The sequence below is a fragment of the Methylobacterium hispanicum genome (assembly GCF_022179285.1).
In the GTDB taxonomy this organism is placed as follows: Bacteria; Pseudomonadota; Alphaproteobacteria; order Rhizobiales; family Beijerinckiaceae; genus Methylobacterium; species Methylobacterium hispanicum.
On the sequence record NZ_BPQO01000004.1, the window covers coordinates 222,249 to 241,426 of the forward strand.

Here is a 19,178-nt window from a genome sequence, read left to right on the forward strand (position 1 = left end):
TCGCGCAGCATTCGTTCAGCCGTAGCCCGTAAGGAATGGGAAACCCTCCCGTCCATCATTCCCGCACATTCCCCGAACCGCTCCGCCCGCATCCCCGTTGGCTTGCGGTGTGCTGCCACGATTCGCGGGCGCATGCTGCGCGAGGCCGGAGAAACGGATGCCGGACAAGAAGGCCTTGCGGGTCGTCGTGCTCGACGACGGCGAGATGAACAACCTCCTGATGATTACGGCCCTGCAGCCGATCCCGGGATGCACGGCGCACGATTTCACAGTACCGGCCCAGGCGCTCGCCTTCGCTTCGGTCCACGCGGAAGAGATCGGAGTCTTCGTCACCGACTACGAGATGCCAGGCATGAACGGCGTCGAGGTCATTCGAGCGCTCCGCCGCATCCCGGGGCTCGCGACCGTTCCGGTCGTCATGGTCACGAGCTTCGATCAGCGGAGCTTGCGCCGGGAGGCGCTTGAGGCCGGAGCGACCGACTTTCTCGCCAAGCCAGCGGATCCGGTCGAGATCCGGGCGCGCGTGTCTAACCTTCTCGCCCTGTCGTGCGCGCTCATGGCACAGCGCGACCACGCCGCCCAGCTCGCGCGCGAGGTGGCCGCCGCCGTGTCCTTGGTGGAGGAGCGCGAGCGCGAGATCGTCTCCACGCTGATGCGCGCGGCCGAGAACCGGGACACCGACACGGGCGACCACATCGCCCGCGTCTCCGCGTATGCCGGCCTGATCGCGGACGCGCTCGGAATGCCGGCGGCCGAACGCCGGCAGCTCTGCCTCGCCGCGACCATGCACGACGTCGGCAAGATCGGTGTTCCGGACGCGATCCTGCTCAAGCCGGGCGCGCTCACGCCCGAGGAGCGTCGCGAGATGGAGCGGCATGCCGAGCGGGGCTGGCGCATCCTCGGTGGCAGCGCCTCGCCGGTGATGCGGCTCGCGGCCGAGATCGCGCTCAGCCACCACGAGCGCTGGGATGGGACCGGCTACCCGCATGGCTTGGCGGGCGAAGCGATCCCACTCTCCGGCCGCATCGTGGCGGTGGCCGACGTCTTCGACGCGCTCACCACGGAGCGCCCCTACAAACAGGCTTGGCGGGCCGAGCGCGCCAAAGCTTACCTCGTCGAGAACGCCGGCACCCATTTCGAGCCGCGCGTGGTCGAGGCCTTCCTGGCTCGCTGGCTTCAGGTAGAGGCCGGAGTCGTGGCGATGCAGGCTACGGAGTGCCTGCCCGATGCCGCGTGAGGAGAAGCTCGTCGGCGGCTCGGCCTCTGAGTGCGCCGGGCGCCGCCTCTTGCCGCACACCCGGCATCGCCAGGATCCGCAGAGCCAAGTCGATCTCGGCGGTCGTCTCGCCGTTCTCGATCTCGGGGTCTCAGCGTTGCGTCGTGCCGACCTGTCTGGCCAGCTTGGCTTGCGTCCAGTTGCGCCCGCGGCGCTTGGAGCAGATCACCATGCCGACGACCTTTGGACTGCCGACGCGCAAAGGTGCCCCCGATTGCGTAATGCCGAGCGCACATCGCGAGGCGATTGCCGGGCAATGATCAAGTTTATCAGGTTTATCAATTGTCGATCAGTGGCTTGCGCCTTGCGTTACTTCCTGGCTTGGCAAGAAGAGCATTGACGGGCGGCAGCGTCCTTCGCTGAGAGATGTGCGGAGCAGTCTTCAGCGATTGCGCCAACAATATGCGCAGCCGTACAACAGCACGCGAACTGGCGCTTCAGCGCCATCCGAGCAGCACGATAAAGCTGGAGAAGGCAAAGGCTGAGGTCATGACGATGAAGGCTAGCGCGTCCATTCCGATCCGGTACCGGCCGGTCCAATACGAACCAATCACGCGCTCGGTCGCTGCGACACGATGCCCGCACACCGTCGTAGAGAAGGTCTAGGCGTGCGGCGAGCGCTCTCGTGGTGACATGGGCCCTCGAAGCAATGAATTGAGGTGGAGGACGGATCGCACTCGAAGCTTGGCTCGATATCCGAGCGCAAGATGTCCCGCTTCAGAGCGGCCGACCGCTGTCGATGCAAGCTCCGCTTCGCCGGCGGGGAGCCAAGCCTGGGCGCGGCGTGCGACCGGGAGTTCAAGTCGAGGTTGTCTAAAAAACGACGGAAATTGCTATCGGTCCGTATCGCTATCCAAGGCATCCTTCAGAGCACCCGTTGATAGGCGTCCAATCCAGCGGCTGGCGCCTTAAACCTTACGATTGCGTGGACGCTCACCAGATGCTCACTCGCGTTCTCGGCCCCATGTGCCTTCGCATCATCGGCACGCCGCTCTTTGGGTGGCCGGTGCGAGCGGTCACCCTGTTGATTTCGGCGGAGGCCCCGTCCCGACGAGCGGTTCCCGGCCGCGGGACCGGTTCGGTCGCGCCGGTGAGATAGAGGTGGAAATCGTCGATAAGCGGCAGAGGTCGTGCCCCCGGGAGAACGCCGAGCGACGTGACGCAGACTGAGCGCTGGCGATCCGGCGCCGATGCGCACGAAAATGAACCGGGACCCAACCCCTGGTCCTTCCGGCAGACCGGAGCATCGGCAGGGAGCTTGTCCGAAACCCGGTCAGAACGGCACGTCGAGATCGCTGTCGTCCATGGTCGTGCTGCCCCAGGTTCGACCGGATTTCTCTCGGACGGCGGGTGCGGCGACCGTCGCACGACCCAGGCCGCCCCCGACCTTGCCGCCACCCGTACCGACCGCGGCTGCGGCAGGCTGCGCCAGCGGGGGACGCGTGGCCGACGTCGGCCTGACGATGGGGCCGGCGTTCCGCTGCGGCACGGGAGTGCGGGGCTGCGCCACGCCCGCGACGGCACCTCCGGCGGAGGGGGCGCTGGTTCGTGCCGCCCCACCGCCTACGCTGGGACGGGTAGGAGGTGGATTGGGCACGGATCCCGGCATGCGCGCCTGCACGGGAGGACGTACTTGTCCCGTCGTCGCAGGCGGCTGAGCCGGAGCCGACCGTCCGCCGACGAGTGAGGGGCGGCCTACGCCGATCTGCGGAGGACGGGCGGCAACGGTTGTGCGTCCCGTCTGAGGGACGAGTTCGTCGGAGGGAGCGCGATCAGCGCCTTCGTCCGTGGTCGCGCGATCCACGGCAGGAGCCGACGGCTGCCCGACCTCCTGGTCCTGACGGACCCTTTCAGGCGGGCGGCCGAGATCGGGCAGGGCAGGGGCTACCGGTTCGGGCACGGCCGCAGCGAGGTCGCGGGCCGCTTCGTGATCAGCCACGACCGGAGGTGGCTCGTGCGGGATCTCGCGAACCTCGAAGGACTTGAAGGCGAGCCGGCCACCGTGAGGCGGCACCGAGACGAAGGCTTGGCCATCTTCGGCATAGGAGAGGGCTCCGTGCACCTCGACGTGCCGGCCCCGGGCGCCTTCGGCCTTCGCGGCGTTGACGAAGGACTGATTGTAGACGCGGACTTGGTGGTTGACCGTGCGCTCGACCGGCGCTCCGCTGCCACGGTCGCGATGGACCACGACCTCCTCGATCACGAGCGTCGCGACGTCGTTCCCGCTGCTGTGCCTGCGGATGACGGGGTCGTCCTTGAGCCGTCCCAGTAGGATGCAGACGTTCATTGTCGACATGTTTCGGTTGCGCCCCGACGGTTCCTGAAGGAACACGACGTGAACGAGTAAGCCCGGAATTCGGTTGCCTGTAAAGGATGCGCGACGAGGGGGCTTGCGGTCCTGCACCACCGGCCCGAGAATCGAAGGAATGGGCCTTTGGGTCCGCTGCTGTCCTTTCGGAGATCGCGGATGATGTCGTTCCCCGGCCCAAGGCCTGCCGGAGACCGCTCCGGCGTGTGGCCCTGCGGTAAGCACGCCGCGCGCGGCTGCATGCCTGCCGGGATCGGCTTCCTCGCCGGGGAGGCGCGCCTCGGGATCGTCCGGGGGCAGGTCGCTTGAGCATCGTCCTCGCCGCCAAGGTATCCCGCGTCGGAGGCGTCGTGGTCCGCTGCCGCAGCGATACCCTGCGCGGTGCCGCGGAGGCCGCCCGCCAACGCTTCTCCGCATCCGCCGCCGTCATCGCCGAGATCGAGCGCGATGCTCCCGATCTGCCGTGCAAGCTCGTCGCGCAGCGCCTGCTGTCGGCGGCCACGTCGACGGAGGGGGCTCCCTTCGAGGCCGGATTCTACGACGCCGCCGGCGACGCGCTGAGACGGCTGCATGGTGGCGGCTTCGATTTCGACGAGGCCATCGGCTTCGTGGAGGCGCTCGAGACGGCAGCCGGCATTCCGCTGCCCGCGCCGCAGCTCCAAGGCCATGACGACTGAAGACGCCGCCCTTGGGTCGCCGTCGAACGCACAGTGACGAGGCATCCTGGAGAGCCGAAGGCCTCGGACGCTTGTGCCCGACAAGAGCGCTCGCAGCCTCTTAGATTTGCCGGACGGGTCGCCGCACGCGTGCTCGAAGCCGCCGCGCCCCAGCCTGAGCCGTCCGAAGCCGGCAGGTTCCTGGGGATCGGCAACTCACACCTTCGTGGAAAGTGCCGACGTCCCTTGCACGGCCGTCTCCGGAGTCCAGATGCAGATCGTGCGCACGCTCGGTTGTTCCACGACCTGTCGGCGGCCGGCGGCACGGAGATCCAACGAGCGAGATCAGATGGCAGGCAAATCCGCGACCGACTTCGACAAGCTGCTCGGTGAGCGTATCTTGGCATTCCGCACGGCTGCGGGCTTGACCCAGCGCGAGGTCGCCGACGCGCTGGGGGTGTCGGCCGCGCAGCTGCAGAAGTACGAGAAGGGCTCGAACTGCCTCAAGGTGAATACGCTTCCGATCCTCGCCGGCCTGTACGGCCGCGGGATCGAAGACTTCTTCGATATCGAGGCTGTAGGAAACGGCAACACGTCGCCGGCCGACAAAGGCACCGTGACGGTTGCCGAAGCCGCCAACATGCTCGCCCAGACCGTCGGCCGGTTGGAGCAGGCGACCGGACTGGTGAAGAGCGCGCTCGCGCAAGCCGCACGCTCACCGGAGACGATGGAAGAAGCGGGGGCTGCACCCCCGACCAAGCCGCGCGCCAAGCTCCAGCCGCGCGGGCCCGAAACCGGCCTCGGCTGACGGTCCGGCGGCGGCAGGTAGGGCCCGGTGGGCTTAGGCGGCGAGAGACTGCAGATGCGTCGGCAGTCCTTCGGACGCGTAAGAGCCGAGGATCCTGCCGCCACATCGCCGCGACGGGCGCCCGGGCAGTTCGACTTCTCCGCCGACACGTTTCCAAAAGCCCCTGACCGCCTCCGCCACCGCGACGATGAGGTCGGCCTTCGATTGGCCGATACGCAGGTCAGGCTGCGAAGCCGACGGACCTAGCGCCTGGGGATGGCGCGTGGCCTCTGACGCGATTGCGACCTGCCCTCTTGGCTGCATACAGGGCGTCGTCCGCGCGCTTCACGAGGAAGGCCGGCTCGGCGTCGACGACGCGATCGCGAACCGCGATCCCGGCGCTGACGGTCAGGACGCCGCCCTCGGCAAGCCCGGGATGCGCGATGCCGAGCCCTTCCACCAGGGCCCGAGCCTTCTCGGCGACGGCACCAGCCGATCGCGTGTCCGTTCCCGGTATCAGAGCGGCGAACTCCTCGCCGCCGTAGCGGGCGAGGAGGCCGACGCTCCCCACCGCCGCCGCCAGTGCGTCGGCGACCTGCCGGATGCAGCGGTCGCCCTCCGCATGGCCCGCGGTGTCGTTCAGCAGCTTGAAGTGATCGATGTCGAACAGGATCACGCTGGGGCCGGGACCTGCCGCCTTCCAGATCTCGGCAAGGCGCAAGTCGAACAGCCGCCTGTTGGCGGTTCCCGCGAGAGGGTCGGTCTCCGAGAGATGCGCCAGTCTCTCGTTGGCGCGCGATAGCTCGACAGCCTGTGCCCTCTCTCTCAGACTCAGGAGAAAGCCGCGCTTCGCCTCCCACTCCCTGGAGTAGTTCAATTTGATGGGCACCAGCGTGAGGCTGGCGACGAGCAGCGGAATGCCGTTCGTCCCGACGCCGACGTAGCCGAGCAGCGCGACGCCTACGAGGTAGACCGTGCAGGCGGATACACAGAACCATAGGCTGTGGCGGAACGAGAGCGGCGCGATCATCCCCACGACGAGCGGGATGATCGCAGCCAGGACGAGATAGGTGTTCGCGTGCTCCGCCGGTGCCTGACCGGCGCTGTTGAGTGTGACAGCCATGTCGACGAGCGCCGCAAGGGTCACGGCGGCCGTCTGCCGGCGGCGGGACGGCCGACCCCGGCAGGCCAGGATCGCCAGAAGGGTCGAGGGCACCACGACGCCCAACGTCGCCACCATCGGAATCCAGAACCGTTCGGCTCCGAAGGCATCCAGGTCAGCCTTGAGCGACAGGAGGTTGAAGGCGGTGAAGACCAGGAGCCAGGACTGGACGAAGAGGCCGCTCCGGGGCTCGGTCTCAGTCCTGTACAAACCCTCGAGTTCCCCGGGCAGCCTAAGGGCGTGCCAGGGACGCGCGAGGCCGCGGTCGATCTCTGAGGCCATGTGCGGTCGAACGGTCTGGTTGTGGTCGGCACATGTTCGCACATACGACCTTGACCGATGTTTAAGGGCCTTTACAAATTGCGAGGCGATCTGATGCGGGCCGTGCAAAGTCGCGATCCCGGACAGGCAGTCGTGTTTCCGGTCTCCTCGACGCGCGTCCAACCAATCCGAGATCAGGCAATTGAACCTGCTGCTCGAGCTGCGTTTCAGGTGGGATATGAAACGCATCCAAGGTGGACGGTTCGACGTATATCCACTACAAACCGCTTCCGCGATATAGGTATTTGGGCATTCGGTAGTGGCGTCTCATTTATAGAGCCGTGCGGCGACCCGTCGTGTCGCCGGGGTGGGCCGCATTCAGGGGGCAAGCACGTCGTGCCCCATGTGAACGACCCAAGCCACGCTTGGCGCGGGCACCGGCGAGGAGAGATCGGAAAGGCGCCAGAGCTCTTCGGATCCCGTTGCGTGGCTCCAGCCGCGAAGGAGCAGCGACGTACCGTCGTCGACGATGCAATGTGGACAGAGCGCCACCCTGCCTTCCGGCGTCGCAACCATGAGGGGCGTTGCAGCCACCGATGCCGAGACGAGAGCGGCCAGCAGTCGGTGGTCTACGGCAAGCCAAGGATCCGGATTGCGTTCGACCTTGAGAGGCAGGGCGGAGCCCTCATGCCGGCCGTCCTCCATGAAAGAACGGGCGCATTTGGGAAACACGGGCTTGAAGGAGGCGGACGGCACGTAGCGCTTGCCCGAGGTCATGACGATGTTTCCGGGCGTGATCCGGCCGTACTCGGAGATATCGTGGGAAGCTTGGGTGATGGAGATGCCGAAGCGGCAGGACAGCTCGCTTCTTCCCAGTCCGCCGGTCCAGTAGATCCTATCCTCAAGCCATCGAAGGCGTGAGACGATTCCTTCGCCTCCTCGCATTGCGACGATCTCGTTAAGCCGGAATTTAGGGTTCACCTTCGAGTTCCGCGCTGCGTGCAGTCACTGGTTGACCGGCACCGGCGCCCTCTCTAATCCATTCCTTCGATCGGGAGCAACCTGGACGACGATGCAGACGCCGTACTCCACAACGCCGAGGCCGGACGGGATCGATCCCGACCTGTGGGCGGTTCTCTCGGAGCGGCTCCGCAACTACCTCGCGCGGCACCCCGGTTCACTGCCCGTCATCGAGGCGTCCGTGTACCGGCACCTGCCTGCGACGGTCGATCTGGAGTGGGTGAGATCCAAGCTCACACCGTCCATGCCGACGCACGCGGCGGCCCATGCCGAGCGCGCGCGCAGCCAAAACGTGGTCGCCTTCACGGACTGGCCGGACACGCACGAGGTCTCCCTCGACGACGTGGCGCTGGTCCATCTTCAGGCGATGCGCATGCCGCTAGGGCTCTTTCAGCTCTCGCGCGCCTACGTACGCAAGCTTTCGGATCCCACTACCTTGCATGCCGGATTCCGCGACTGGATCCGCAAGACGGTCGCGCTGGCGGGCTTCGGCCACGACGGCTTGCTGGAGGTCGATGAGGATCAGGTCCTGCGGGCCCTCATCGACAAGGGTGAGAACCGGCGCGCGCGGGACTTCGCGATCCTCGCGACCATCGGCTCCTCACCTGAGGTGGAGGTGGCGCCCCTCTGCGAAGAGTTCGGCGACGTGCTCGGACTGCGGGAGCATTGGGACCACCACGCGAAGTTCCTGCTGCGCTTCGCAGCTACGTGCCACGAGCAAGCCTTCGTCCACGACGCGAGCCCGCCGGCGGGAAAGGTCGAGGAACTCGTCTACGCGATCTGCCGCCACGACCAGCCGGGGCCCTACGCGTTCCTCGTCTTCGATATGGACAACGAGGGATATCCTCCGATCTACCAATCCGAGGGTGGGGGCGAGGCCGACGACGGACGCCCAACGGTCCCGGTGCCGACCTACGTCGACGGGGCGTGGCTGCGCGAGCGCCTCGCCCTTTCGGGAGCCATACGCAGCCAGCTGCATCGCAGCCGCGAACTCCTGGCCGTCTTCGCGCCTGCCGGGTGGTGGCCGTCGGAGAAGCCTTCGGGCGTCGAGATCGAGGGCCGGCTTCTGGCCGCGCTCTCGATGCCTCACGTCCTCGCGGTCATCAATTACGAGATCCTCGCGCGCTCGCCCGCGGAGTGCGGAGCCTGGGAGTCCAGCCCGTTCCGCACCTTCTACAGGAAGATCGCAGCCCTCCTTCGCTCCTACGTCGCGGACGGCGTGTCACCCGACGGCTCGGCCGACGGCGTTGCGGACCGTGCCGCTCTGGCGGTCCTGATCGAGTTCGGCCACATCGATCTGGCACGCGAGTTCGCCGTCCTGCGCGGCGCCGAATTGTTCGACGAAGACTTCGTCTCGCTCATGGAAGGTCGCGACGAATTCGAAGAGGAGGTCGCCTTTCTCAAGGCGCGCCGCCAGCTCAAGGCCTGGACCGACCGCCGCGTTCGTATCGAGACCCTGGACGGCATCCGCAGACTGTCGAACCGCGAGATCCAGGCCTTCGGGCCCGATGCTCCGCCGTCCACCCGCCGCCGCCACCCGCAGGCGCCCGCTTCCAGTCCACGCCGCAAGCACCGGCCGCAGCACAGGGTCGAGATCATGGATCTTCCTACCGCAGACGTATCTCCGGTCGAGGAAACGGTCCGCGGCGCGGCGGAGGCGAACGCGGAGCGTTGGTCCGCGGCGCTGGGCGAGGCTTCGGCGCTCGCTCTCGCGCTCGCGCAGGGCGAGCCCGACCCGACGGGATTGGTCGGCATCCGGGCCTGCATCGAGGCGGCGGAAACCGCCGCGAAAGCCTGGGACGAGGCGAGACCGAAGCGCGTCGATGCCGCTCCCTTCGTCGAGCGGCTCCGCGGGGTGCGTACCGACCTCGCGCGCATGATCGACGATGCCGGATCGGAGCATGTCCCGCCCGAGGTTCCGTCCGTCGCCACCATCGCGCCTACCGACGTCACCGGTGTCGGACGGGCGGTGGAGGCCGCTGCGGACGACGTGCGCGTCGCGCTTGAGGCCGAGGGCCGCGTCGGCGACCTCAACGCCGCGATGGGCGCCGAGGCGCGGCTCGTGCGCAAGGCCGCCATCGGGGCCGAGATCGCAGCCGCGGTCGGCGTGCTCCTGGAGCGCATCGACACCGGCGTGCGCAGTCTCGGTGCCGCGGCGACGCTGCTGTCCGCCGCCGGCGGCCCCGAGGCCGTCGATCCGCCCAGCGGGCCGACTTCCGCCGTCGAGCAAGCGCCGACCGACGAAGGCGGTTCCGGAAGCGCTCCGCCGGAGGTGGACGCCCGCCCGGGGGCCGAGACGCGGACGGATGAGGCCGCCGTGGAAGCCCCTTCCGCCGTGGAAGCTCCTGCCGCCGCAGCGGCCGACGTGGCCTCCGCTCCGGTGCCGGCTCCGGCCGAAGACACGGAGATCGCGGACGACCCCGACGTCGAGGAGGGCGACCTCGCCCTCATGGCATCGCTTTCCGGCGAGGATGCCGCAACCGACCTTCCGTCCGATGCGGAGTCCATCGATCCGCCGGAGGATCGGGTGAACGCGCGCCTCCTGGATCTCGTGCGTACCCGCGAATTCGGGCTGGCCCATCACCTCGCCGCGGCCGCACGCGTGGTCGAGCCCGGCGCCGGCCTCGCCGTGAGCGCCGAGGAGATGCGCTTCGCCGCCGCCTCCGGCTGCCTCGACCACGCGTTCCTGCAGACGGCGCCGGAAGTCGCCGCCAACCTCGTGGAGACCGGGCTCACAGCTCTGGATGCCATCCCGTCCTCGTCCGACGGTCCGGTCGCCGCCGCGCGGCGCATCCTCCTGTATCCGACCGCTCTGGAAATGGTGCTGTTCCACCCCGACACGAGCGCGGTCGAGATGGTGCGGGGCCTCAACGGCCTCGTGGAGGAGGTCCAGGAGGAGCACGCCCGCTTGGTAGAATCCGCGACGGCCGTCTCGCGCTCCCGTCTGCCGCTGTCGCCGGCGGTGCTCGGGCACGTCTCGAACACCATCGAGGCGCAGTCGGGCGCCGATGCCATGCGGGCCCGCACCCTCGAACTGATCGAGGCCTTCTCACGGACCGCGTACTCGTTCCAGCTCGCCATCCGGATCCGGACGGCACTCTTCCAGTCCGACGGCCTGATCGGGCTCCTGCGCGACGCGATGCAGGGCAGGGATTCCGCCGCGGCCGAGGCCGCCGTGGCCGACTTCGTCAAGGCGACCGCCGACCGCTCCCTGATCGTCGACGCGTTCGACCGGGCCGAGATCGCGCTCTGCCGCCAGTACCGTGGGATCGACGGACCGGCCCGCGACCGCATGATCACGCACGTCGAGGACATCCGCGACGCGGCCTCGGAGTACCTGGGTCGGCGCATGGCCGCCCGGATCGTCTCCGCCCAGGATACGCCCCGGATCCGCGAGGCCGTCAGCGAGCTGCGCAAGCGCCTCGCGGCCGCCGTCGGGGCCTTCCGCCGCCTCGAGGGCACGGACGATCCGGTGCTCGCCTCCGCCGCAGGCTTCGCGGCCGACCGCTACGAGGCACTCGACGTGGTCCTGGCGGGCGACGTCCGCGCGGTCGGCCGCACCGCCCACGCCGTCGCGCTGCACGGGTCGCTGCCTATCCTGGAGACCCTGCAGTTCGGCCGGTCCTGGCAGCCGTCGCCCTACGATCCGTCCGAGATCGTCGAGGCCGTGCTCGCCGCGCCCCAGCCCCTGCTGCCGCCGCAGGGCGCGGAGCGGGACGCCGCCTACGAGAACGTCGTGCGCCGCCGCATCGAGGACGGTTCGCTCGTCGGCGCCCGGATGCTCATCGATCTGGCGGCCGAGCACGGCATCTCCGCCGCCTCCGCCTCCGGCATGTCCGAGCGCATCCGCGCGGACGTGGAGGCGGCCCGGGAGGAGCTCGCCCGCGAGTCGGCCGACGCCAGGGCCCTGATCGAGCGGGTGATGCGCTTCGGCTCCCTGTCGCGTCCCGAGGAGGCCCAACGCCTGATCTCCGTCGTCGACCGCGTGGCGGAGGCACGGGTTCCGGTCGCGGTCTCGCTGGAGGATCGCGAGGAGCGCATCGACGTCGAACGCATCTACGACGTCCGCATCGCCTCAGCCCTGCTCGCGGAGGCCTCCGACGAGGCGCGGTCCCTTCTGGAGGAGCCGCGCGGGCGCCTGCTCGCCAGGATCGACGCGATGGCCGCGCGGCTTCCCGCCGAGGATGTCCGGCACATGCGCAGCCTGTGCGGCGAGGACGACCTCCTGACCGCAGAGGAGATCGTGGCGCTGGCGGAGGTTCGCGGCTCGATCGTCGCCGCCACGGCCGCCCGCGTGGACCGGCTGGAGATCCTCGAGCGGACGACCCTGCCGGCCGCGGTGGCCCAGGGGCGCAACTACGCCGAAGCCGTCGCGGCGGCCATCGCGGCCGGATCCGACCTGCCGGGCGCTCCCTTCTCGCTGCTCTCCCCGTCCCGCCGCGAGCGGTCCGGCGAGCTCTTCGCGGCCTGGCGCGAGCTGTTCCGCCACCTGGAGGGCGGCCTGGGCGGCTCCTCCCTGGCCGAGGAGGCCGGCGCCCTCCTGGAGGGGTTGGGCATCGCGTTCCGCCTCCGCGAGATCTCCAAGCTGTCGAGCGCGCAACGCAGGCTGTTCGTCGCCGACTGGGAAGGCATCCTGCCGACCGATGTGGAGAGCCATCTCCTGCCGGATTTCGGCAGCCTGACCCACGGCGGCTGGCGGACGGCCGTCACGACGACCCTGCCGGGCGACGCCGTCCTGTCCGAGATCGCGAAGTCGGCCGGATCGTCGGGCATTCTGCTCCTGGTGGCCGAGGTGGTCTCCCAGGAGCGCCGCGAACGCTTCCTGCTGCAGAACCTCGCGGTGCGCCGCCGCATCGTGCTCGTCGACTCCGCCAGTCTCGTCCAGGCTCTCGCCGAGCCGGAGCTGCGCGCGCTGACGCCGATCGAGCTCGGCCAGCCCTACAGCTACGCGTGGCCCTTCCGCGACTTCGGCCGCGAGGCGGTCCCGCCCGAGCTCTTCGTCGGCCGCCGCCAGGAACTGGAGACGCTGTTCGAGGCCGGGGGAAGCTGCGTCGTCTACGGCGGCCGCCGCATCGGCAAGACGGCGCTGCTCAAGCACCTCGTCGCCACCCGCGACGATCCGGCCAACGGCACGCTCGTCGCGTTCGTCGACGCCCAGGAGATCGGCTCCAGCCACCTGCCGAAGAAGATCTGGGACGACCTCCAGAAGGCCCTGCCGGCCATCTTCGAGAAGAAGAACGTCGGCGCGGATCCGCGCCGCGTCGCCGAGGAGATCGAGCGCTGGCTGAAGGCCGACCCGCGCCGCCGGATCGTGGTGCTGATCGACGAGGCCGACGACTTCGTGCGCGCGGACGCGGCCCAGAGCTTCGCCGTGTTCCACGCCTTGCAGACGCTGATGTCCAACACCGGACGGCGGTTCAAGCTCGTTCTCTCGGGGCTGCACAACGTGACCCGCCTCGCCCAGGTCGGGAACTCGCCGATCCTGCAGATCTCGTCCAACCCGCAGCGGATCGGCCCGCTGATGGGCGAGGAACTCAAGGACGCGGAGGATCTCGTGGTCCGGCCCTTCGCCGCCCTCGGCATCCGGTTCGAACGCCGCGAGGACGTCTGGCGGCTGCTCTCCTACGCCAACTACGTGCCCGTCCTGGCCCAGACGCTCGCCAAGCACCTGCTGGAGCAGGTCGTGGAGGAGGCCGTGCGCACCGACAGGGTCGTGCGGGTCATCACCCGCGGCCTCGTCTCCCGGATCTTCGAGACCAAGCAGGTGCGCGAGGAGGTCAAGGAGAAGTTCCTGATGACCCTCCGCATCGACCTCAGGTACGAGCTCCTGGCGCACGTCGTCGCCGACCTGGTCCTGGGCAACGAGGCCTCCGGCATCATTGAGGAAGGCGTGTCCGTCCGCCTGATCCGCGACCACGCCCTCGAGTGCTGGCCGAAGGGCTTCTCCGACCCCAACCGCGTCTCGCTCTTCGAGGATCTCGTCGACGAGATGGAGGGGCTCGGCATCCTGCGGCAGGTCTCGGCCGACCGGTGGACCCTGCGCTCGACCGCGGTCACACGCCTGCTCGGCACCCGCGACGAGGTCGGCACGAAGCTCCTGGAGTTCATGGACCGCGAGGGGCCGAGCGAGTTCGACCCCAAGTCGCACCGCCGCCAGCTCGAACCGGCCGTGGGCTACGAGAAGGCGGACCGCCGTTCCTCGCCCCTGACCCTGGTCCAGGAGCGCGACCTGATCGCCGACCCGACGCCCGTGAAGGTCGTGTTCGGCACGGCAATGGCGGACGTCGACCTCGTCTCGCTGGCGCTGCGCACCGCCCCGGGGTCGTTCTCGGACGGCAACCGCTTCGAGGTCTTCGCGCAGGCCTTCGCCGACCGCCGCGAGTTGCTGGACCGGCTGAGGCAGATCCGCGGCGGCGACCGTCAAACCGTCGTCGTGGTCGACGTGCGCAGCCCGTGGGAGCCGGACTGGATCGTCGACGCCCTCAAGGTGCGCCCGGTCGTGGAGAAGGCGGCCAAGGTCGTCTTCGTCGGCTCGGCCGCCCACGCGGCCGCCTACGCATCCGATCCGCGCTTCGTCCGTCTGACGACCGTCCGGGCCGTCCCCCTGGAGCCGTGGTCGACCGCGTTCCTCGACGCGCAGCTGATCCGTACGAACTCGATCGCGGGCGGAGAGGTGCGCGACGCCCTGTACGGATCCCTGGGCGGCTGGAACGGGCCGCTGGCCCAGGTCCTCCAGACGGGGCGCGGCGGCCCCTTGGCGACCCGGGTCGAGAAGCTCGCGGCCGAGATCGACGCTTCGCCGGACACGCCCCTGCGCCTCGGGATGGACGGCCGCTTCGGCGCAGTCCTCGACGCTCTCGCCGAATACCACGGCGCTTCGAGCCCGTTCCACGTGGGCGACGTGGCCGTGCTCTTCGACGAGATCCCGAGGCTTCGGGACCTCGCCCGCGAGGGCGGACATCTGTCGAATGCCGAGGCGACGGTCGCCTACGGGATGCTGACCGGTGCCTTCCTGCCGCTGCCGAGCGCTCGCAACGACGAGGCCACGGGGGCGAGCTACGCCCTGTCCCCGCTCGTCCAACGCGTCGTGGCCTCCGGCAACCGGAAGGAAGCGGCTTGATGGATCAGGGAACCGCCTTCTGGAGCCTGCCGGGCCCGGCCCGTTTCGTCGGCGAGGTCGTCGGCAAGGTCCTTTCCGCGCGCCGCGGCCTCGTCGGCATCGCCTTGCCCGAGCGCGTTCCGGCCGGCCTTCTCGGCGCGGTGCGCGAGAGCCTGCTGGACCGCGGCAGCGGACGCGTGGTGCGCGTCAGGGCCGGTGAGGGGCTGTTCGCCCGCTCCATCGCCCACGGCCTCGCCCACGCGGCGGGAGCCCGCAACGCGTCGGTCCGCAACGTCTCGGCGCTCGCGGCCGCGCCCGAGGTCTCGGCCACGACCTTCCTGATCGACGGCATCGGCGCCGGCGATTGGCCCCGCTGGAGTGCATTCCTCCGCAGCTTCGCCTCGGCGAGCGCCGAAACGGACCGCACGCTCGCGCCGGTGCTCGCCGTCTGCCGCCCCGTCGGCATCGCCCGGCGCGACGCCGCGCACCTCTTCGAGGCGGGCGAGGCGGCATGGCGCGGCTGCGTCTCGCCGCTCGACATGCGGATGCACGTCGGCCTCCTCCGATCGCATCGGGGATCGGAACCCCTCCTCGAGCGGGTCGCGGCTGAGACGGTCGTGCGGGTGGCGCTCTGGGATCCCGCCATGGCCGAGGCCTTGGCCGCGCTGGACGCCCGCCGCCTCGCCGATCCGGACCAGATCGTCGCGGCCGCGCGGCAGGGCGGCACCGACGAGGCGCCCTGCTGGGAGAACGGTCTCGCCGATCTCTGGGACGGACGGCCCACGCTCCACGTCGCCGCCTGCCGGGGCAAGGTGGGGGCCGCCGAGCTGCGCCGGCGGGTATGGGCGGCGCAGGCTCAGCACGTCCTGCCGTTCGTCGACGAGGTCCTGGCCTGCTTCATCGAGCGGTATCGACCGGCGCTGGAAGCCGCGCTGCCCCTTCCGGTGCCGATCCGGCGGGGCACGCTGCACGTCGTCGTGCCCGAGGATCTCGAGATCGCATCGCTCTGGCGGCTGCTCGCCGATCAGATCCCGCCCGCAGAGGCGGCCTTCCTCAAGTCCGTGCTCGCCATGCGCAACCAAGTCGCCCACCACCAGACCGTGAAGCCGGACTTGCTCGCGGCGGCTTCCGAAGCCTGGGAGAGGATCCGCGCCGAGCGGGACGCGGTTCCGGGCTGGGCATGGCCCCGCTGCGGGCAGCGCCTCGAGTTCGTCGTCGGCCGGGCCCCGTCGGATGCACTCGCTCCGGAACCGAAATCCGCGCCCGGAGCCGCGTTCGCCGTGCTCGCGCGTCTGGTCCAGCAGCGGCTCGCGGCCGGCGAGGATGCCGTCGTGGACGCCGCCGACCTCCCGCCTGCGGTTCTGGAGCGGCTCGCGGCCCTGATGCCGTCCGACATCGAGGTGGTGCGGCCCGTCCCCCGGCAGGCCGAACAAGGCCGAGCGGCTTGAAGGCCGGCCGAAGGGGCGAACGCGCTGGGCCGCGACTAAGGCGCGGCCGACCGTGGCTGCGTCGAGGCCATGCGCGGGCCGGTCCCGGGTTGGTGTTCGGCCGTGGCTTCAGTTCAACGCCACCGGGCGCTTGATCTTCGGGACCCGCTGCTTCGACGCCATCGAAAGGTTCGCAGCGCGGTCGACGACCCGCAGGACGGCGGCTTGGTGGTGGTACTGCCGGAACGCCTCGGCGCTGGCGGGGTCGGCGAAGAGCGTGTGGATCTGTCCGTCCGCGGAGGGGGTGAGCACCCCGTCGGGTATGTTCCGCCCCCAGCCTCTCGCCGCCCGGAAGGCGACGACCAGCTGGTTGAACGTCGGCCAAGCATGGTCGAGGTGGGCCTCGGCGAAGGCGATGGGCCGGTTCGTGAGCTCGCAGGGCACCTTGCCTCCCGCGTCGCCGTGAAGCTCGAAGTGCCGCTCCTTGGCGGCCAGGAGGTCCGCCTGCACCGCGGCTCGGCAGGCGTCGTAGAACTCCTTGGAGCGCCCCTTGGGCTGCCCCTTGACCGCATCGATGTAGCTGAAATCGGTCTCCGTGCCGTCGGTCCGACGGACCCAGAAGCCGGGCGACGCGTAGTGACCCTCCCGGACGTTCAGGCGCCGCATGAAGCAGTCGACGCCGGCACCGATCTTGGAAGGGCCGTCCGTGATCGCTTCGTCGTAGCGCTGCAGCAGACCGAGCAGATCGTCGTGGTCTTCGCGGTCGTCGACGACTGCGCCGTTCGCGTAGCGGTGCAGCATGGACTTGAAGTGGTCGAGCGCGGCCTGCTGCGTCAGCCACGTGCGGCCGTTCGGAAACTCGATCTTCTTCGCCACTCCCCGCTCCCCCCTGCCGGACGAGGCGTCCGGCGACGAGCTTTCAGATATGGCCAAGCTCGGGAGTTGCAAAGGGTGCGACCGGTCGATCGATGCCCGCACCTCCTTCGCCGCAGGCTTGGTCGGACGCTGGCTCCCGCACGAGTCCGGCGCAAGGTGTCGATGACGGCAAAGGAACGGTTCTCACGCATTTGCACGGATGCGTTAACGCCGTCGCGCATCATCGTAGCTTATGTCGTTCCTTCGAGATCGAGGAGTGCGCCGTGCCGAGCCAGAACATCGACCGAGGTGACCAACCGTTCCGTCCCGCCATCGCGCCGAGGGACCTGATCCCGAACCTGGACGTCCACGGCAACGCGCTGGAGATAGGCTGCCGCGTGCGGAGCTTTTCCTCTACTTTCGCGTACGAGGACGGTCGCGTCGCCGGATTGGAGACGGCCGGCGACCGCGTCAGCTACCTGGAAGGCGTGCTGAGGGCGATCGGCGACGTCCGCAGGGATTGCCCGCGCTATACGATCGAGGTCGAGCGACGCGTCTCCGGCCGCGGCGACCGGATCAAGGACGAGACCGTGGCCGCCGACGATCCCTGGAGGACCGTGATCCCCCCGGTGAACGGAACCCCGACCTCGGCTGGCGAATACTGCTTCGGGGTCGTGCGCATCGCGGACGCCCCCGCGCCGGAGCGCGAAGGCGATGCGCGCACTACTTCGGATGCATAGGTGACCTGACGGAAGGCTCGTCGGGCTCGCCCGACGACGTCGGGCATCGGGATGCCGAAGGCCTTCGGCGGTACGCTGCGAGGACCGAAGAGGCGAAGAGCTACCGGGAGTTCCGCCGGAACGCCGTCCGACCCTGCCCATGTCCATCCGGCATTCGCTCGGCACGCAGCAGGCAGGTCGCCTGCGTGAAGTGGAGCGCGAGATCACCGGCCGGATCGGACGCGGCGGGACGGCCTTCCTCAAGGCAAGCACGGAGAACGCGCTGTCTGGTCAGGACGAGGCCTTCTGGATAGCCGCTACCCCAAGACAGGCCGAATCGCGGGGAAGAACTGCGCGTCGGCTTCATACTTTGCAGCGGGCCCGCCGCTCTCTACCGAGCTTTGCGCCCTCCTGCCAGCGTACGCCATCACGGGGGGAAGGATCCGCAACCGTGTGGGTGAAAGGCATCCACCACGGCTTCGATCTCGTCGTCCGAGGGTCTGCCAAGACCCGGCGCTCCCAGGCGAAGCGCAGGCACGACCCGGGCTTCCGCGACTTCGTCGGCCGCGATCCGGGCCGCTGCCGCGCCCTGGCCCCGGGTCTCGTAGCCGATCGCCACGACGCTCTCCCACCCGATGACGCCTTCAACGAAGATCTCGTCGGGTTCGATCGTGGTGGCCTCGGAGATCCTGCGCTTGCGCTGCAGGAAAGCCCCGACGTCCCCTTCATCCCGACGCAGCGCGGCGAGCTCCCGGGTGGTGTGATACGCCTCCCAGGACCGGATCGCGTGCACGGGACAGCCGAGAGAGGCGGCATCGATCACTAGACAGGGTTCCCGATCGAGCTCCTCGTCGGGCGTCCAAAGCAGCGGATCCGATGAGGTGCTGGTACCGACGACCTCGCGGCCCACACCGATCACGAAGTGCGTCCAGGCTGGAGCGAGATGCCCGCTGCGGTCGAACGATCGCAGTTGCTCGACGGAGAGCCAGTGGAACAGGTAACGGGCGTGTGGCGCGGTGGACATGCAGGCGTTTACCCGCAGATCGCGAAAGAGGCGTGCGGTCGCTTCCGATGAAGCGCTCACCGGCGTCTGCGTAGAGCCGCTCCGAACAAGTGCCAATCGTGGCTCGTTCGTCCATGGCGGACACAGCCGCTGCCGGCATCCGGCTTCAATCGCCCGGCGTTCTGCCAGTCGTCAGAAACTTGCACTTTCCTGAGCCGCTGACGATTTCTCCCATCGTGCTTATACGGCCGCTGCGCCCATCCTTAGAAAGGACCATTTCAACCATTATCTCTCCGCCGTAGACCTCCCAGACGTACTTGTTTGGTGCGATCTTCTTCATTTCCCCGGTCTGACCATCAGGGGTATGCCAACTCTCGAAATTCATATTGACGGTGATTTCAAATTTTTTCTTTCCCTTGCCGACCGCGCAGTCAAGAACGTTCGCATTCGACCGCTGCGGCCAGGCAAGCAAGAGAATTGTAAGTAACCCTATCGTTGCGCTCTTTGTCTAAAAGCTTGCGTGCAAAATCGCCATCGGAGCAGCTGGCCTCCTCAAGATGCATTGCATAGACCAATGGTACTTAGTGTTGGCTGGCGCATAGGTA

At 68.8% G+C, this 19,178-nt stretch carries 12 protein-coding genes; 6 read left to right on the plus strand and 6 right to left on the minus strand.

Annotated features, from left to right (window positions below; translation table 11 throughout):
- The first annotated feature begins 175 nt into the window (after nucleotides 1-175).
- Nucleotides 176-1,237 (plus strand): HD domain-containing phosphohydrolase, encoded by a 1,062-nt coding sequence (locus tag MFF56_RS06650; protein WP_238229879.1) that lies wholly within the window; start codon nucleotides 176-178, stop codon nucleotides 1,235-1,237.
- A gap of 1,312 nt (nucleotides 1,238-2,549) precedes the next feature.
- Here the strand turns inward: MFF56_RS06650 and MFF56_RS06655 are convergent.
- On the minus strand, nucleotides 2,550-3,563 hold the full coding sequence (locus MFF56_RS06655; RefSeq protein ID WP_238229825.1) for a single-stranded DNA-binding protein: 1,014 nt from the start codon (nucleotides 3,561-3,563) through the stop codon (nucleotides 2,550-2,552).
- Between the two features lie 326 nt (nucleotides 3,564-3,889).
- On the opposite strand from MFF56_RS06655, the gene MFF56_RS06660 reads away from it, so the two are divergent.
- A complete protein-coding gene (locus tag MFF56_RS06660) occupies nucleotides 3,890-4,261 on the plus strand; it encodes a hypothetical protein (RefSeq protein ID WP_238229826.1) in 372 nt (123 codons plus the stop codon).
- Between the two features lie 328 nt (nucleotides 4,262-4,589).
- Nucleotides 4,590-5,048, plus strand: a complete 459-nt coding sequence (locus MFF56_RS06665) for a helix-turn-helix domain-containing protein (protein WP_238229827.1) — start codon at nucleotides 4,590-4,592, stop codon at nucleotides 5,046-5,048.
- 220 nt (nucleotides 5,049-5,268) lie between these two features.
- Here MFF56_RS06665 and MFF56_RS06670 read toward each other — a convergent pair whose 3' ends face one another.
- Both MFF56_RS06670 and MFF56_RS06675 read right to left on the minus strand, forming a co-directional pair.
- Entirely contained in the window at nucleotides 5,269-6,471 is a 1,203-nt protein-coding gene (locus MFF56_RS06670; RefSeq protein ID WP_238229828.1) for a GGDEF domain-containing protein, read from the minus strand.
- A gap of 357 nt (nucleotides 6,472-6,828) precedes the next feature.
- On the minus strand, nucleotides 6,829-7,431 hold the full coding sequence (locus tag MFF56_RS06675; protein WP_238229829.1) for a BrxR family helix-turn-helix transcriptional regulator: 603 nt from the start codon (nucleotides 7,429-7,431) through the stop codon (nucleotides 6,829-6,831).
- A 91-nt stretch (nucleotides 7,432-7,522) separates the two neighbouring features.
- Between MFF56_RS06675 and MFF56_RS06680 the strand changes: the two genes are divergently transcribed.
- Complete coding sequence (locus MFF56_RS06680) at nucleotides 7,523-14,590, plus strand: AAA family ATPase (RefSeq protein WP_238229830.1); 7,068 nt, start codon at nucleotides 7,523-7,525, stop codon at nucleotides 14,588-14,590.
- Entirely contained in the window at nucleotides 14,590-16,017 is a 1,428-nt protein-coding gene (locus MFF56_RS06685; RefSeq protein WP_238229831.1) for a hypothetical protein, read from the plus strand. The genes MFF56_RS06680 and MFF56_RS06685 overlap by 1 nt, the downstream gene beginning before the upstream one ends.
- Before the next feature lie 108 nt (nucleotides 16,018-16,125).
- On the opposite strand, the gene MFF56_RS06690 is transcribed toward MFF56_RS06685, so the two are convergent.
- Nucleotides 16,126-16,872: a DCL family protein gene (locus MFF56_RS06690; protein ID WP_238229832.1), complete on the minus strand. Its 747-nt coding sequence runs from the start codon at nucleotides 16,870-16,872 to the stop codon at nucleotides 16,126-16,128.
- Between the two features lie 263 nt (nucleotides 16,873-17,135).
- Here MFF56_RS06690 and MFF56_RS06695 point away from each other — a divergent pair, with 263 nt between their 5' ends.
- Nucleotides 17,136-17,591, plus strand: a complete 456-nt coding sequence (locus MFF56_RS06695) for a hypothetical protein (RefSeq protein ID WP_238229833.1) — start codon at nucleotides 17,136-17,138, stop codon at nucleotides 17,589-17,591.
- A 406-nt stretch (nucleotides 17,592-17,997) separates the two neighbouring features.
- Here MFF56_RS06695 and MFF56_RS06700 read toward each other — a convergent pair whose 3' ends face one another.
- Together MFF56_RS06700 and MFF56_RS06705 are read right to left on the minus strand one after the other, a co-directional pair.
- A complete protein-coding gene (locus tag MFF56_RS06700; RefSeq protein ID WP_238229834.1) occupies nucleotides 17,998-18,654 on the minus strand; it encodes a hypothetical protein in 657 nt (218 codons plus the stop codon).
- Between the two features lie 85 nt (nucleotides 18,655-18,739).
- Nucleotides 18,740-19,045: a hypothetical protein gene (locus MFF56_RS06705; protein ID WP_238229835.1), complete on the minus strand. Its 306-nt coding sequence runs from the start codon at nucleotides 19,043-19,045 to the stop codon at nucleotides 18,740-18,742.
- Nucleotides 19,046-19,178 lie beyond the last annotated feature (133 nt).